Here is a 15,927-nt window from a genome sequence, read left to right as displayed (position 1 = left end):
TTTAGCATTATTACAAATACTTTTTTGATAATAATAAAAGAATGTTGCGACACAACATTCTTTTATTCCCCAATGGCCAATCCCCAATCCCCAATCCCCAGATAATAACATTTTGCTATGCAAAACTAACATTAAAATAAAGTAAAGTAGGCTTAAAAATAGATATAATCTATCTTTAAGCCCATTTTATTTTGATTTTATATAATTATTCTTAATTACTTTTATCTTTTTTCTTTATGCTGGAAATTGGTGATTGGCGACTGGTGAATAGAATAAAATTGTTTCACAATTTTATTCTATTATGCCGCAGCTTTTTTCTTAGATTTATTTTTTAGAATAACCCAAACAGGACTTGCTATGAATATTGATGAGTAAGCTCCTGAAACTATACCAACTATAAGAGGGAAAGTAAATTCTCTAACAGATGGAACAAATGCATAAACTGCCACAATTGTAAATAAAGTAGTTACAACAGTATTTATAGATCTTGTTAAAGTTTGAGTTATACTTGCATTAGTAATCTCGCTGATGCTTCTTCCTCGCATTTTTCTAGTATTTTCTCTTATTCTGTCAAAGATAACAATTGTATCATTTATTGAATATCCTAAAATAGTAAGTATTGCCGCAATAAACGGAGAGTTTACAGGGACTTGGAAAATAGCATAGACACTTAATGTAATTAAAATATCATGTACCAAAGCTACAATTGCAGCAATTCCAAATCTGAATTCAAATCTTATACCTATGTATATGAGCATAGCTATAGTTGCAATTATAAAGGCTTTAACAGCTTTATCCTTTAATTCTTTACCAATAGATGGTCCAACATTACTTTGAGATATTAAAGCTTTATCCTTTAATTTATACTTTTCTTTTATTTCATTAAAAACTTTGCTTATAGTTTCACTTGTCAATGTATTACTCTTTATATCCAACTGTGTTTGATTTGCAATATTAGTTGCAGCATTAGGATCATACTTTTTAATAATTTTATCAACTTCTTCTTTCTTATTTTGGTTAAAGTCCTTTCCCATCTCTATAGTAACTATTGTTCCACCTTTGAAATCTATACCATAGTTCAAGCCTCTAACACTTAAAACTCCCATTCCTATAATAATTATAGTTAAGGATATTGCAAACCATATCTTTGTTTTTTCTATAATTTTAAACACTATATTTACCCCCTTTTAACGCCAAAATGAGAAGAAGTGTTTAACAATCCCATTTCAATTCCTAATTTAAGTAGCAATTTTGTAACTGTAAGGGCTGTAAATATACTTAATACTATACCAATCATAAGTGTAAGCGCAAATCCCTTTACTGTACCTGAACCTAAAGAATATAACACTATAGCGGCAATAACAGTAGTTATGTTTGAATCAAGTATAGATGAAAGCGCTCTGTTAAATCCAGCTTCTGTTGCAGATTTTATACTTTTTCCTAACTTTAGTTCTTCCTTAATTCTTTCAAAGATAAGTACATTAGCATCAACCGCCATACCAACTGTCAGTAAGAAACCAGCTATGCCTGACAGTGTTAATGTTACATTAGCAGCAGAAAAAGTAGCTAAAACTATTACAACATAGAAAACTAATGCAATACCTGCCATAATTCCTGGTCCTCTATAGTAAATAATCATAAATAATAATACTAGACCTATTCCTATAGCACCAGCTTTCATACTTAGTGGAAGAGCATTTTGCCCTAAAGTTGCACCTACAGTTTTAAACTCAACAGCTTCAAGTACAACAGGAAGGGCTCCTGATGTTATGATATTAGCTTGGCGTTTTGCTTCTTCTAAACTTTTACTTCCTGTTATAGTTGCTTTACCATCTGAAATTACATTGTTAACTTGTGGTTTAGTAAGTTCTTCACCATCCATGTAAATTCCAATTTGTTGTCCAAGGAATTTAGTTGTTGCTTCTGCAAACTTTTTAGCTCCATCTGTATTAAGCTCTAAACCAATTGTAGGTTTGCCATACTGATCCATGTATGCAGTAGCTTCTTTTACATCTTTACCTGTTAAAATCACTTTATCATCAGGTCCTTTAAACTCCAAGCTCCCTGTTTTACCTATACTTTCCAAAACCTTCTTAGCATCAAATTCTCCTGGAATTTCAAGTCTGATTCTATTTTTTCCTTCTCTAGAAATACTGATTTCCTTAGCTCCATTTGGATTTACTCTCATAGATAATAGCTCTATAGTTCTTTCTAGAGTTGTATTATCTATTTTTTTCCCTTTTATTTCCTCTAAGACAGAGATTCCACCTTGTAAATCAAGCCCTTTGTTTATTACCTCAGTAAAAGGTTTAACTCTATATCCTGCAATATTCTTAAATCCGAAAGAACCAGCATAAGCCAATATTCCTATTACCAAGAATACAGCAATAAATATTACAGTACTTTTGGTTTTTGTGGATTTATTCACCTTCGAGTTTCTCATTTTTATCCCCCTTTGTCACATATTTATAAGCATAATTATACTATATTATAGTATTTTAAATTCCACTAGTCAATATAAGGTAATTATATAATTATTTTTCCATTTTTTTAGCTTTTAACGCAATAGCACATTCTATTCTCTTTTTCTGCATTTCACATCCTACCTCATATGGAGTATGAATATCCTGATTAAAATTGTAATTGTTGGCTTGACATCCGCCACTGCAATAAAATCTTGCCCAGCATTCCTTACAGATTGGTTTGTTATATATATGCGCACATTTGAATTTTTTTGCTATATCCCAGTTTATTTTTTCGTCCTTATCATATATTGTTCCAAGTTTAAAGTCTTCATTACCAACAAACTGATGACAAGGGTATATGTCTCCATCTGGTGTTACTGCGATATACTCATGTCCTGCTCCACAACCCGATATCCTCTTATAAACACAAGGTCCTCCTTGAAGATCTATGTTAAAGTGGTAAAATTTAAACTCATTACCTTCTTCATATCTCTTAAGCATTTCCTTATATAACATATCATAATTTTCATTAATAGTTTGTAAATCTTCTTCTCTTATTGATAGAGAATGATCATCCGGTAAAACCACAGGTTCAACTGATATTTCCTTAAATCCTAAGTCAGCTAGATGCTTAATATCCTTATAAAAATCTAAATTTTCTCTAGTAAAAGTTCCTCTAACATAATATAGCTTGGACTTATCTCTTTTTTCTACCATTTTGTATATTTTAGGTAGTATTGAATCATAAGTTCCACTATTATCTACTCTAATCCTTACATTATCATTTACTTCTTTTCTTCCATCTATACTCAATACTATATTTCCCATTTCTTTATCCATATATTCCATAATTTCATCCGTTAATAATGTAGCATTGGTAGTCATAGTAAATCTAATAACTTTATTATGTATCTTTTCTTGTTCCCTAGCATAAGCTATTATTTCTTTTATTTCTTTCATAGCTAAAAGTGGTTCTCCACCAAATAAATCCACCTCAATATTTTTTCTTGGACCACTATGCTCTATAACATAATCTATTGCTTTTTTAGCAACTCCTGGTGACATAACCTTTCTTGCACCATGGTATTTTCCTTCATCAGCAAAGCAATATTTACATCTTAAGTTACAGTCATGCGTTATATTTAAACATAAAGCTTTTATATAATCAGCAGATTCTTGACTCTTAACTGCAATGTCCTCATACAAATCTTTTGAATACAAGTATCCTTCTTTTACAAGCTCTATTATCTCACTATACACTTCTTCAATTTCTTCTTTTGAATACTTGTCCTTATATTTTTCAAGAAGCTCTTCTTGTGTTTTTAATTTATCTTCATCTAACAAGTCATACACCAACTCATCAATAATATGAATTGATCCCGTGTTTACATCTAATACAAAATATTCATTATCTTGAATAAATTTATGAATTAATGCCAATTTAATTTCCTCCTTATACAAACATAAAGCAGTAACAAAACGTTACTGCTTATACTTAAATATTAGTTTTCACAAGCTAAGTTTGCAACTGTACAAGATGTTTTACATGCAGATTGACAAGAGTTAGCACATTCTTTACATCCTGGTTTATTTAAACTATTTTTTATATTTGGTTTGTTTATTGTTTTAATATGTTTCATTTGAATTCCTCCATTTTCAATATAAAATCGTCCCATAAATTATACCATATCTTCAACTTTAAATAAAGTAATTTTAAATATTTATACCCAGCATTCCAGATAAGGTCCCTACAACAAGAGCTAAAATTATTCTAAGTATTGAAAAATGAGATAATGCTAGTCCTCTTCCATTAAGTACAGACACTAGATAAATAACTATCATATATAATATACCTATAATTAATCCAATTAACCATCCTCTTCTGTTAATTTTTTTAGCTGCATATATGGCTCCGTACATCACACCTAGTGCAGTTATTACAACTTTATATATAGAATCAAATTTAGCATTAGTATCTATAAAGGATGTTATTACAGCATATATAAGCAATAAGGCTAAAGTAAAAAAAAAGCTCCTAATAACCCCTTCTCCAATTCGTAATAAATCACTATTATTTTCCATAAAAACACCTCCTATCTAATAATACCTATGTAGATTGGAGGTCTTTTATTACCTAAAACATTATTTTTTCTCTTCCACAACACTTGTAACAGAAGCTATTCCATTTTTACTAAGTTTAAACTTTACTTTATCGGGACCAGACTCAACTATAACAAATTCCTCTTTAATTTTAGCAATCTTGCATATTATTCCACCTCTTGTCATAACTTCATCATTTATTCTTAATCCCTCTATCATAGTGTTATATTGTTTTTTTCTCTTTTTTTCAGGAACCATAATAAATAGGTAAAATAGCGCCATAACAAAAACAAATGGCAATACCATGGCAATAATACCTCCCTGCTGCTGCATAACCATACCTCCTTTCAATTCACTATATATTTTTGTTGTAAGATTTAAGCTCTTCCACCCCATTCTTCAAGTTTCTGTGCTTTGAAATCTTTAAAATAATCTCCATCTATTGCATTTCTTATATCTTCCATCATTTTATTATAGAAATATAAATTGTGCAGTACACATAGCCTCATAGCAAGCATTTCTTTTGCTTTAAAAAGATGTCTGATATAAGCTCTTGTATAATGTTGACAAGCTGGGCAACTACACCCTTCGTCTATAGGTCTATCATCCAATTCAAATTTTGCATTCATCAAGTTTATTTTACCATATTTAGTGAATACGTGTCCATGTCTTCCATTTCTGGCAGGTAATACACAGTCAAAAAAATCCACTCCTCGGTCTACTGCTTCCAGGATATTGCTTGGAATTCCTACACCCATTAAATATCTAGGCTTATCAGTTGGAAGATGTGGTTCTACTGCCTCAATCATTCTGTACATTTCTTCATGAGTTTCTCCTACTGCAAGACCACCTATTGCATATCCATCCAAATCCATTTTTGAAATTTCTTTAGCATGCTGTATTCTAATATCTTCGTAAACGCCTCCTTGGTTTATTCCAAATAGCATTTGTTTTTTATTTATAGTATCTGGAAGAGCATTTAATCTATCCATTTCTGTTTTACATCTTTCAAGCCATCTTGTAGTTCTGTCAACAGAATTTATTACATACTCTCTTGGAGAAGGATTAGGTATACATTCATCAAATGCCATAGCTATAGTAGATGCTAAATTGCTTTGAATTTGCATACTCTCTTCTGGACCCATAAATATTTTTCTTCCATCAATGTGAGAATTGAAATATACTCCTTCTTCTGTTATTTTTCTCATTGCTGACAATGAAAAAACTTGGAATCCACCAGAATCAGTAAGTATTGGTCTATCCCAATTCATAAACTTATGTAATCCTCCTAATTTTCTTATAACCTTATCTCCAGGTCTCAAGTGCAAATGATAAGTATTGGACAATTCCACCTGACATTCTATTTCTTTTAAATCCATTGTTGATACAGCACCTTTAATTGCTGCTAAAGTTCCTACATTCATAAATACTGGAGTCTGAATGACTCCATGAGGAGTTGCAAACTCTCCCCGTCTTGCATTACCGTTCTTTTTATGTAATTTAAACACTATTTTTTCTCCTTTCAGCTCATTTTATAATCATTGCATCTCCAAAACTAAAAAATCTATACTTTCCCTTTACAGCAGTATCATAAGCCTTCATAATGATATCTTTGCTTGAAAAAGCACTTACCAGCATCAATAATGTTGACTGTGGAAGGTGAAAATTTGTAATTATGGTATCTACTACTTTGAACTTATATCCTGGATACATAAATATGTCTGTCCAACCTGATTCTTCACTTACTTTTCCACTATTATCTGCAATAGTTTCTAAAGTCCTGCAAGATGTAGTACCTACAGCAATTATTCTGCCACCACTTTCCTTTGTCTTATTTATAATGTCAGCAGTTTCTTTTGGCATTGTGTAGTATTCTGAATGCATATGATGCTCCTCAATCTCTTCAACCTTTACAGGTCTGAAGGTTCCAAGTCCTACATGCAGTGTAACAAAACAGATATTAACGCCTTTTTCTTTTAATTTATTCATAAGTTCTTCTGTAAAATGAAGTCCAGCAGTTGGTGCAGCAGCCGAACCCACCTCTTTGGAATATACCGTCTGATATCTTTCCCTGTCATCCAGTTGTTCCGTTATATATGGAGGGAGAGGCATTTGTCCAAGCCTATCCAAAACCTCTTCAAAGATACCTTCGTATTCAAACTTAACAATTCTACTTCCATCTTCACCAATCTCTTTAACTTCTGCCTTAAGCTCTCCTCCACCAAATACAAATCTTGATCCAACTTTAGCTCTTTTTCCTGGTTTAACTAGAGTTTCCCATGAATCATCCTCTAATCTTTTTAATAATAAAAACTCCATTTTCCCACCAGTATTTTCTTTTTCACCAATTAATCTAGCTGGTAAAACTCTTGTATTATTTAATACCAAGCAATCTCCTTGATTAATATACTCGATTATATCCTTAAATATCTTATGCTCTATTTCACCAGTTTTTTTATCTACTACCATAAGTTTTGATTCATCTCTTTTTTCCTTTGGGTGTTGTGCAATCAATTCTTCTGGCAAATAAAAATCAAATTCACTTACTTTCAATGCGTCCACTCCTCTTAAGTTAACCTTTATTATTTTATTATTTGTCTATTTAAATGCTTATAAGCTTTCTCGGTGGCCTTTCTTCCTCTTGGCATTCTTACTATAAATCCTTTTTGAAGAAGATAAGGTTCATATACATCTTGTATAGTATCCAATTCTTCTCCAATAAAATAAGATAAAGTTTCCAGACCTACAGGTCCTCCTTTAAAATTGTCAATTATGGCTTCTAATATCTTATTATCTATTCTATCGAACCCTTCATTATCTATTTCTAAAAGCTCTAGAGCGTTTTTTGCAGTTACTAGATCAATTATTCCATTACCTTTTACTTCACAATAATCTCTAACTCTTTTTAAAATCCTATTTGCAATCCTTGGCGTACCTCTTGATCTTTTAGCAATTTCATATGCAGCATTTTGTTTTATCTCTACCCCTAAAATTTGTGAAGATCTTGAAACTATCTCCTTCAGTTCTTCTTCTTTATAAAATTCCATAGAGCTCAATACCCCAAACCTGTCACGAAGAGGTGATGTAAGAAGTCCTACTCGTGTTGTTGCACCTATTAATGTAAACTTGGGTAAATCCAATCTTATGGATTTGGCTGCTGCACCTTTTCCTATAACTATATCTAAGGCATTATCTTCCATAGCAGGATATAATATTTCTTCCACTACCCTGTTTAGTCTGTGAATCTCATCTATAAACAATACATCAAAATCACTAAGTCCTGTCATTATAGCTGCCAAATCTCCAGCTCTTTCTATGGCTGGTCCTGAAGTTATTTTTAAATTACCGCCCATTTCCTTAGCTATTATATTTGCCAAAGTAGTTTTTCCAAGACCCGGTGGCCCATATAAAAGCACATGATCTAATGCTTCTCCTCTTAATTTTGCAGCTTTTATGAATATACTTAGTTTTTCTTTTACCTTTTCCTGCCCTATGTATTCATCTAGACTTTGAGGCCTCAATGAATATTCAATATCAGTATCTTCATTTTTATATGAAGCAGAAACTAGTCTATCCTCCATATACTATACCCCTCAATTCATAAGATGTTTTAAACTATTTTTAATTATATCTTCCAAGCTTTTATTTATGTCAACACACTTTAGCGCACCTTGTGCTTCTTTTTCTGAAAATCCCAAAGAAACAAGAGCTTGGAGTGCTTCACCATAATTTTTTTCAACTGACTCTGAAATCTTAATCAAGTCATTTTCATTATTTTCATTCTGTTCTATTATGCTTCCCAGCTTATCTTTAAGCTCTAAAATAATTCTTTGAGCAATCTTTTTTCCAATACCAGGTGCTTTTGTTAATGTTCCATAATCACTGGATAAAATGGCAAATTTCAAGTTATTTACACTACTTATGGAAAGTAATGATAGTGCAGCCTTACTTCCAACCCCATTAATTGTTAAAAGTAAATTGAACATTTCTCTCTCCTCTTCTGTTAAAAAACCATATAAACCAATAAAATCTTCTCTTACTAATTGTTGAACAAAAATCTTAACTTTCTCATTTATATTTGGCATTTTTGCCATGGTGCTTCCTGCAGTATATATTTTATACCCTATATTATTACTCTCAACTATAATATAATCTTTACTGATGCCAATATAAGTCCCTTTGATGTATTCGTACAAATCCATACCCTCCAAAACTCCATAATTATATAATCATATAATACTTTACCACTTAAATTTTAAATTTTCAAGAAATCCCAGAATTTAAAGCTATCGAATTGAATTTTAGAGAAAAAAAATATGAAATGCTTATTCCGGCATTTCATATTTTATATCAAAGTCCTTGATGCTGTCATTTAATTCAATATTGGTCTTATATTGTATAGATTTATCTCCTTTTATAATGTTTGCTATGTCTTCATTTCTCAAACTTTCTAATTTAGTCCCTGTGCCCTGTCTATCTATTATGCTGCCTTTATTGTCAAAAACACTCCCCTCATTATCCGCATGTGCGATTATAATTTCATTATTTTCAGCCATTAGCACATAAAAATTCGGTTCATATTTTAAAGGTTCTCTAATCATCTCAACTTTTTTATCATTTATTTCTTTTACTAAATATCCTTCTGTCTTATATTTTTCTTCTATATCTACACCTTTTTTCCCAGCTATGCCCTCTTCTTTTGCACTTTTTCTTCTCTCTATTATATATTTATTTTCATTACTACATTCTATTTCAAAAATTATTTCAGCATTTTGAGAAACTACCTTTTGTAACACTTTAGCATCTCTTATTTTTTCTCCACTTACATCTAAACTTAATTGCTGATTTTTATTTTCAGTATCTTTTTTCATTTTTGCTTCCTTACTCACTCCTATATTATACCCTACAATAAAGGCCAAAGATAACAAACAGATGAATAAAACTGTAATTAATTTCTTTTTTTCCATAATATCACTCCCTTTTGTTGATATTATGGTCAAATTTTTCCTTGTTTATTCATTTAAATCCTTAATTTATATTATTTTTAATGTGAAATTAAAAATGTACTCTAAGAAATCACCATTCTCCCCACAGTTAATGTTAATATTAACATTAATATGTACACCATAATCGTTCTTGATATAGTATAGAATACCCTGTGCATAATATACTCATCCTTTTGCCATTTAATATGTGCATATTGTTATTTATTATGGAATTAATATATTTATTTATTCCTTTCTTGTTTATCATATGATTCTATTTATTTTCATTTATATGAATTTCAAATAATTCTTTAAATGTAGTACATTTAATACCTGGTAATTTATCAATTGAATAATTATAATTAATGATACCAAAATAGTCCAATATCTTTTGGTGATAATTTATATTTTCTTCTATTTTATTAATTAGTCCTTGTAACTCTTCTATTTTATCAATACTATCAATTATTTTTTCATAGTTAGTAACATTCAATTTCTCAGAGTTATATCTTAATATGTCTTTTCCATATATTATATTGCCGAATGCACTCTGTTCTTTAATTTCTATTTTGCAAGAAATTTTTTCACTTGGAATTTCAAAATAAAATGCAGCGTCTTCTTTATTAATCAATACTATACTTAATTCTTTATATTTTGCAATATAAATATTGTTATCTATTTCCATCTGAAAACCTTTATTACGGAAATATTCAATAAACTGATTTATAAAATCTTGTTTTTTATTTTTAATTTTGATTTTAATGTTATTTGTAACTTTATTACAAATAACATTAAAGTTATAAAATCTACTTTTGGCTATAGTTTTGAGCTTCATTCTTAACAAATTATCTATTTCCTTTTTATCTTCTTTTTGTTTTAATTTATCAATATCCACCTAAAGCCCTCCTAACACCAATATTTAATTTAATGCCTTTTAAAAATATGTTATAAAACCTATATAAATTTTCCAAAAACAAGTAGAAAATGTTTCTTGTCTTCATATACTATTCATTAAATTATACAAAAAATAATATTAATCATTATTTACAAAACTCACTTAGTAATCTAATGATTAATATTATCATTTACAATTTTTAGATATCTCTATCAACCTTTTTATTTTTACTCTTAATATCTTTAGTACTTCTTCTGACAAATCTGCTGACTGGTATGCTAACTGTATAATATCACATATGTCACTAGATTTAGTTAATGGTATTGTTGATAAAGCTTGAGAACCAAGAGAATATCTTTCAGTAGCAAAACTTAATATACTAAGTACATTTAAAAGAGGAAATACCTCTTGTTCATAATACACTCTTTCTTCTAGATTAAATTGAAGTTTTGCTAATTCCTCTCTGATAAGATTAACATTTTGAAGCCCTGCTCTTATCTCATTAAGCCCCTCTGTAACCTTATCCTCTTTAATTTCCTCAGGTTCAGTAATTTTTTCATCAGAAGACGTAGGTTTTAATTTTTGAGGAACAGTATCTAAAATCTGTTTTGCCAGTTTTTCGATATTAAAAGTCTCTCTGGCGTAATAATTATTGTCATTACTTTTTTCATTATTCTTATCATTATTTTTGCTACTAGTGCCATTCTCATTATTCTTATTATGTTTTTTTTTCCCCATTCCCAATCATCCATTTACTTTTATATTTATACCCTAAATGTATAAGAGTATATTTTCCTATAATAAATTATATAATGTCATTGCAAATTTTATTACATACATGAATTACATTTAATTATTTAATTCTTGCATAATATTTTTCATCTTAACTTCAAAGAGCAATTTAGAGCATACTCTACTTAATCTCAATTTTAAATTATATTCAAAATCATCAAATTCTTTGTCCATTTTTTGCTTAATTCTTCTTTGCAGAACATCATGTGTATAATCCAAATCATCATATGGAACATCATCATCATCCATAAGCAAAAAATCAAATTCTTCTCCTGCAATGCCTTTATTTTGAAAATTCTTAGCCATCTTTCCAAACATAAACCACTTTTTGATATTTTCGTACTCTTTTTTTAAATTTTCTAAAGACATATTATATATTGCCTCTTCTAAAAATGAAACTTCATAAAAACGATTAACATTTATTAAATTTTCTTCTATATCATGCACAAAATAAAACATTATTTTTCCTCCCACAGTTACTTCAATTTTTAGCCTTATTCTATTTTCGTAATTCACTTATACATCTTTATAATAAAAACCAAGGTTCAATGGATGTAAATTTTGTTAATTTTTTAAGCATATACAGTTACTTTTATTTATTTTACTATCTACTCTTTTTTCTTTTATTTAAACTAATATCCTTATTGTTCTTCTAATAAATATTTTAAACAATACAAAAAGATATCTCATGTGAATATAATATCTATTCACATGAGATATCTTTTGAATTACGTATATCTTAAATCTTGCACTTTAGAAATTTAACAAATGTCATCATCCAAGAACTTTTTTATTTTCAAAAGCACCTAAGCCTTTTATCCTTCAAATTCCTCAGGGAACTCAGCATTGTGATAAACATTTTGAACATCGTCATCATCTTCAAGCATATCCAACAGCTTTTGAGTTTTTGGTGCAGTTTCCATATCTACTGATGTCATCATATCTGGTATCATAGTAATATCAGCTTCTACAAACTCATACCCAGCCTTTTCAAGTTCTTCACGAACAGCTGAGAAATCTGCTTGGTCAGTTATAATTTCAAATACTTCTTCTTCTGCATTAAAGTCTTCTGCTCCAGCTTCTAATGCTATCATCATTAATTCATCTTCATCAATTTCTTCAATTCTTTCTATTACTATTTGACCTTTCCTTTGGAACATATAAGAAACGCATCCATTTGCTCCTAAATTCCCACCATACTTATCAAATATATGTCTAGTACTTGCAGCACTTCTATTTCTATTATCTGTAAGGATTTTTACCATTACTGCAACTCCACCTGGTGCGTATCCTTCATAAACTATTTCTTCATAGTTTATTCCTTCTAATTCACCTGCACCTTTTTTTATTGCTCTTTCTAAGGTATCATTAGGCATATTTGCTGCTTTTGCCTTTGCTATAACATCTCTTAGCTTAGCATTGGTATCTGGATTAGACCCACCATCTCTAGCGGCTAACATAATCTCTCTACCTATTTTGGTGAATATTTTTCCTTTTTTAGCATCATTTTTTCCTTTTTTAGCTTGTATATTATGCCATTTTGAATGTCCTGACATAAAAAATTTCCCCCTAACTAGTTATATATATTATTTACATACATGCAATACTTTGCCATAATTGTATAATTCATTTCATGAATCATTTAATATTATATCATAAATTTCGATTTTATTTCAAATTTTATTCTAGTAACCAGTGGCCAATCCCCAGTCACCAGAGAAGGATGTTTTGCTAATGCAAAACTAAAATAAAGAAAAATAGATTTAAAAGTAGATATAATCTATTTTTAAATCTATTTTATTTAACTTTTCTTAATTTCTTTTATCTTTTTTCTTTATACTGGGGATTGGTTACTGGCAACTGGTGACTATAAGAATGTTGCGCAGCAACGTTCTTATATTTCTTCTTCAAACAGTCTATTTCCCAATTTAAAATAATATTTTTTATCATATAATTTAAACTCACTTTTCCCTGAAGTTGCTCCTACTATCTCTGCTTTTACTTTTTCAGCATTTTCTACAGGTGTAAGTATCTTTAAGCAAACTTTATCTGTGTACTCCGTATCTTCTATATGCCATTGGTTTTGCCCACACAAATATTGAACTTTTCCTAACAAATCATAATCTATAGTAATATGTATTTCTACACCTTCAACCTTTTCTACTATTTCAGCTTTTTCTATGGCAATAGATGCCCCTTTTGAATAAGCTCTTGCTAAACCGCCTGTTCCAAGAAGTATTCCTCCAAAGTATCTTGTTATAACAACAACTACATCCGTAATACCTTTTCTCTTTATCACTTCTAAAGCTGGAACTCCCCCAGTTCCTTGTGGTTCTCCGTCATCACTGTAACGCTGAATGCCCATATTTTTTCCAATAGCATAAGCATACACATTATGTCTTGCTTCTTTATACTCATTTTTTATCTTATCAATAAATTCTCTAGCTTCTTCTTCACTATATACTCTTTTTGCATGTCCAATAAACAAAGATTTTTTCTCTTCAAATTGGTCCCTAGCTTCATTTCTTACAGTAAAATAACTCACATCACATCACTCCATTTAAAAATTTTTCTGCTGCTTCTCTTAAATATTTCTTATCAGCATTATTTTTTATATGCTCTATCTTGTTCTTTGCATTAGCACTTTTAATTTTATCTAAAGCTTTTATTGCATACATAATTACTTGTGGATTTTCATCATCCAAGGCACGTATTAAAGCAATCTCACACTTGGAATCTTCAATTTTTCCCATTGCTGATACAGCCATTCTTCTTATATTTACAAATTTATGAACAGAAGCTTTCATTAAAATATCTATCCCTTCTGTTTCCTTCAATTCTCCTAAAATCCAGACAGCTGTTTCTTTATCCTTAGGGTACATATCTGCATAATTTTTTCTTATGAATTTTATCAGTTTACTTTTATTTTCTTCATCAAGAGAACTTAATACCAGCATTTTATCCTGCTTTCCTGCTTTCGATATAGACATAAAAAACTCTTTAGAATTTTCACTCTTAGCTAAAAATCTATATTTTATCTTACCTTCAATAATATGATTTTGAGCTGTTATTCTATCAATGTTTCTTATTCTGCATATACTGTCTATACTCTTACCTTCCACAAATAAAAAGTATGTAATTTCTTCTTCAGTATACTTTTCTATGTCATTCCAATCAAAGCAAACAAGTCCCTTTTTCATATTCTTTCCCCTTTTATTTTAGTAATTTACCTATAGTTTCTATTCCTTTTTGTATCTCCTCAATACTTGTTTGAGAAAATCCTAATCTAAAGTATCTTTCTCCATCAACATGATTCTTGTAAAAAAGTACCCCAGGGGTAATAATAACTTGCTCTCTTTTGCATTTGTTGAAAAGTTCTATACAATTCATATCTATTTCATCACTTATTTTTATATAAAAATGCAGTCCTCCTCTTGGACTATTAAATTGAACTTTATCCCCTATGATATCTCTAATAGTTTTTTCCATATGAATATATTTATTTCTATAAGCTTCATTTAAATTTTTTATATGACTTTTCCAATAACCCTCTTTAATATATAAATCCAACGCTCTTTGCATAAGACTTGAAGTAGTTCTATCAGTATTTATTTTTGAATTTTGTATCCGCTCACTAAATTTGTGAGGTGGAATTAAATATCCCATTCGAATACCTGGTAAAAATATCTTTGAAAAACTTTTTACATATATTACTCTATCGTTTATATCCAAACTTTTAAAGCTTTCATACTTCATATTTTCATCAAAAATCAACTCTGATAAATAATCATCTTCAAGAATATAAAAATCATATTCTTCCGCTAAATTCAAAATTTCTCTTTTTTTCTCTATACTATATGTACTGCCTGTTGGATTTTGGAAATAACTCATAACATAAAAACAATTTATTTTATTCTTTTTTAGTATTTTTCTGAACGCAGAAATATCTACTCCATCCTTAAGCATATCTACTTCAAAAATGTTAGCTCTTCTCCACTTAAAAACATTTAATGCTCCACTATAAGTAGGCTTTTCAACAACAATGTTATCATTAACATTTATAAGTGCTTTTGATACAATGTCTATACCCTGCTGAGCGCCTGAAACTATTATTATATTTTCGCTATCTATACTTTTATCCCAAAAATATGTATTTATACTGTCACGCAATCCTTCGTACCCTAATGCACTTTGATACTTAAATGCATCAGCACCATCTCTATCTAAAACTTTATTTAATACACTCTTAAATGTATCAATAGGAAAGAACTCACTACAGGTTGTTTCACCAGTGAAATCAATATAATCTTTTAAAAATCCTCCACTTACTTTTTTATAAATACTTGAGTATTCCTTTAAAAAATTTCTATTTTCTTCTTTTCCTTTTGCAAAAGTTCCACTTCCCATTTTTTGAACAGCATATCCCTTTTGTTGAAGCATCTTATAGGCAGTAACTATCGTTACAGTATTTACTCCCAGTAATTTTGACAGAGCTCTTATAGAAGGCAATCTTTCTCCTTCTTTTACTTTTTTTGAATTTATAAGCTTTTCAATATGCTTTACTATCTGCAAGTACTTTGGAAGTTCATCTTTAAAAACTAAATAATATTTCTCCATATCATCACCCTATAAATTTTTAGCAATAAATTTGGCATACTATTTCCAATATTGTAAAATAGTACGCCATGTA

At 29.7% G+C, this 15,927-nt stretch carries 18 protein-coding genes; all 18 read right to left on the bottom strand.

The features are described from left to right. Positions 1-299: 299 nt before the first annotated feature. The 18 genes from secF to pdxR all read right to left on the bottom strand — a co-directional run bounded on the left by secF (position 300) and on the right by pdxR (position 15,854). Positions 300-1,172, bottom strand: coding sequence for a protein translocase subunit SecF (gene secF / locus OIO11_RS01625; protein ID WP_268069590.1), 873 nt, complete (start codon positions 1,170-1,172; stop codon positions 300-302). A gap of 5 nt (positions 1,173-1,177) precedes the next feature. Further along, positions 1,178-2,443: a protein translocase subunit SecD gene (gene secD, locus OIO11_RS01620; protein ID WP_268069589.1), complete on the bottom strand. Its 1,266-nt coding sequence runs from the start codon at positions 2,441-2,443 to the stop codon at positions 1,178-1,180. Between the two features lie 91 nt (positions 2,444-2,534). After that, positions 2,535-3,905 carry a thioether cross-link-forming SCIFF peptide maturase gene (gene scfB, locus OIO11_RS01615; RefSeq protein WP_268069588.1) on the bottom strand — a complete coding sequence of 457 codons (1,371 nt, stop codon included), beginning with the start codon at positions 3,903-3,905 and terminating at the stop codon, positions 2,535-2,537. 62 nt (positions 3,906-3,967) lie between these two features. Beyond that, entirely contained in the window at positions 3,968-4,105 is a 138-nt protein-coding gene (scfA, locus tag OIO11_RS01610) for a six-cysteine ranthipeptide SCIFF (protein WP_268049200.1), read from the bottom strand. Positions 4,106-4,178: 73 nt separating this feature from the next. Continuing rightward, positions 4,179-4,547 (bottom strand): TIGR04086 family membrane protein, encoded by a 369-nt coding sequence (locus OIO11_RS01605; RefSeq protein ID WP_268069587.1) that lies wholly within the window; start codon positions 4,545-4,547, stop codon positions 4,179-4,181. Positions 4,548-4,607: 60 nt separating this feature from the next. After that, positions 4,608-4,898, bottom strand: a complete 291-nt coding sequence (yajC, locus tag OIO11_RS01600) for a preprotein translocase subunit YajC (RefSeq protein WP_268069585.1) — start codon at positions 4,896-4,898, stop codon at positions 4,608-4,610. Between the two features lie 44 nt (positions 4,899-4,942). Continuing rightward, positions 4,943-6,073 (bottom strand): tRNA guanosine(34) transglycosylase Tgt, encoded by a 1,131-nt coding sequence (gene tgt, locus OIO11_RS01595; RefSeq protein ID WP_268069584.1) that lies wholly within the window; start codon positions 6,071-6,073, stop codon positions 4,943-4,945. A 19-nt stretch (positions 6,074-6,092) separates the two neighbouring features. Beyond that, positions 6,093-7,118: a tRNA preQ1(34) S-adenosylmethionine ribosyltransferase-isomerase QueA gene (gene queA / locus OIO11_RS01590; protein WP_268069583.1), complete on the bottom strand. Its 1,026-nt coding sequence runs from the start codon at positions 7,116-7,118 to the stop codon at positions 6,093-6,095. A 29-nt stretch (positions 7,119-7,147) separates the two neighbouring features. Next, positions 7,148-8,146 carry a Holliday junction branch migration DNA helicase RuvB gene (ruvB, locus tag OIO11_RS01585; protein ID WP_268069582.1) on the bottom strand — a complete coding sequence of 333 codons (999 nt, stop codon included), beginning with the start codon at positions 8,144-8,146 and terminating at the stop codon, positions 7,148-7,150. 12 nt (positions 8,147-8,158) lie between these two features. After that, positions 8,159-8,761, bottom strand: a complete 603-nt coding sequence (gene ruvA / locus OIO11_RS01580) for a Holliday junction branch migration protein RuvA (RefSeq protein WP_268069767.1) — start codon at positions 8,759-8,761, stop codon at positions 8,159-8,161. A gap of 129 nt (positions 8,762-8,890) precedes the next feature. Beyond that, complete coding sequence (locus tag OIO11_RS01575) at positions 8,891-9,532, bottom strand: hypothetical protein (protein ID WP_268069581.1); 642 nt, start codon at positions 9,530-9,532, stop codon at positions 8,891-8,893. A gap of 292 nt (positions 9,533-9,824) precedes the next feature. Further along, positions 9,825-10,445, bottom strand: coding sequence for a hypothetical protein (locus OIO11_RS01570; protein WP_268069580.1), 621 nt, complete (start codon positions 10,443-10,445; stop codon positions 9,825-9,827). Between the two features lie 186 nt (positions 10,446-10,631). Next, positions 10,632-11,183, bottom strand: a complete 552-nt coding sequence (locus OIO11_RS01565) for a hypothetical protein (protein ID WP_268069579.1) — start codon at positions 11,181-11,183, stop codon at positions 10,632-10,634. A 111-nt stretch (positions 11,184-11,294) separates the two neighbouring features. Then, on the bottom strand, positions 11,295-11,696 hold the full coding sequence (locus tag OIO11_RS01560) for a hypothetical protein (RefSeq protein WP_268069578.1): 402 nt from the start codon (positions 11,694-11,696) through the stop codon (positions 11,295-11,297). A 356-nt stretch (positions 11,697-12,052) separates the two neighbouring features. Beyond that, on the bottom strand, positions 12,053-12,793 hold the full coding sequence (locus OIO11_RS01555; protein ID WP_268069577.1) for a YebC/PmpR family DNA-binding transcriptional regulator: 741 nt from the start codon (positions 12,791-12,793) through the stop codon (positions 12,053-12,055). 338 nt (positions 12,794-13,131) lie between these two features. Beyond that, entirely contained in the window at positions 13,132-13,782 is a 651-nt protein-coding gene (locus OIO11_RS01550; RefSeq protein WP_268069576.1) for a YigZ family protein, read from the bottom strand. A gap of 1 nt (position 13,783) precedes the next feature. Further along, entirely contained in the window at positions 13,784-14,437 is a 654-nt protein-coding gene (locus OIO11_RS01545) for a HEAT repeat domain-containing protein (protein WP_268069575.1), read from the bottom strand. Positions 14,438-14,450: 13 nt separating this feature from the next. Continuing rightward, positions 14,451-15,854, bottom strand: a complete 1,404-nt coding sequence (gene pdxR / locus OIO11_RS01540) for a MocR-like pyridoxine biosynthesis transcription factor PdxR (protein ID WP_268069574.1) — start codon at positions 15,852-15,854, stop codon at positions 14,451-14,453. Positions 15,855-15,927 lie beyond the last annotated feature (73 nt).

It is taken from the genome of Clostridium sp. ZS2-4 (assembly GCF_026719745.1).
Classification (GTDB): domain Bacteria; phylum Bacillota; class Clostridia; order Clostridiales; family Clostridiaceae; genus Clostridium_H.
This window is presented reverse-complemented; position numbering and strand designations above follow the sequence as displayed.

What these genes read in the sequence shown, in the direction of transcription:
- secD (WP_268069589.1), bottom strand. Translation starts at nt 2,443, where the DNA reads ATGAGAAACTCGAAGGTGAATAAATCCACAAAAACCAAAAGTACTGTA.
- scfA (WP_268049200.1), bottom strand. Translation starts at nt 4,105, where the DNA reads ATGAAACATATTAAAACAATAAACAAACCAAATATAAAAAATAGTTTA.
- OIO11_RS01605 (WP_268069587.1), bottom strand. Translation starts at nt 4,547, where the DNA reads ATGGAAAATAATAGTGATTTATTACGAATTGGAGAAGGGGTTATTAGG.
- yajC (WP_268069585.1), bottom strand. Translation starts at nt 4,898, where the DNA reads ATGCAGCAGCAGGGAGGTATTATTGCCATGGTATTGCCATTTGTTTTT.
- ruvB (WP_268069582.1), bottom strand. Translation starts at nt 8,146, where the DNA reads ATGGAGGATAGACTAGTTTCTGCTTCATATAAAAATGAAGATACTGAT.
- OIO11_RS01575 (WP_268069581.1), bottom strand. Translation starts at nt 9,532, where the DNA reads ATGGAAAAAAAGAAATTAATTACAGTTTTATTCATCTGTTTGTTATCT.
- OIO11_RS01565 (WP_268069579.1), bottom strand. Translation starts at nt 11,183, where the DNA reads ATGGGGAAAAAAAAACATAATAAGAATAATGAGAATGGCACTAGTAGC.
- OIO11_RS01560 (WP_268069578.1), bottom strand. Translation starts at nt 11,696, where the DNA reads ATGTTTTATTTTGTGCATGATATAGAAGAAAATTTAATAAATGTTAAT.
- OIO11_RS01555 (WP_268069577.1), bottom strand. Translation starts at nt 12,793, where the DNA reads ATGTCAGGACATTCAAAATGGCATAATATACAAGCTAAAAAAGGAAAA.
- OIO11_RS01545 (WP_268069575.1), bottom strand. Translation starts at nt 14,437, where the DNA reads ATGAAAAAGGGACTTGTTTGCTTTGATTGGAATGACATAGAAAAGTAT.
- pdxR (WP_268069574.1), bottom strand. Translation starts at nt 15,854, where the DNA reads ATGGAGAAATATTATTTAGTTTTTAAAGATGAACTTCCAAAGTACTTG.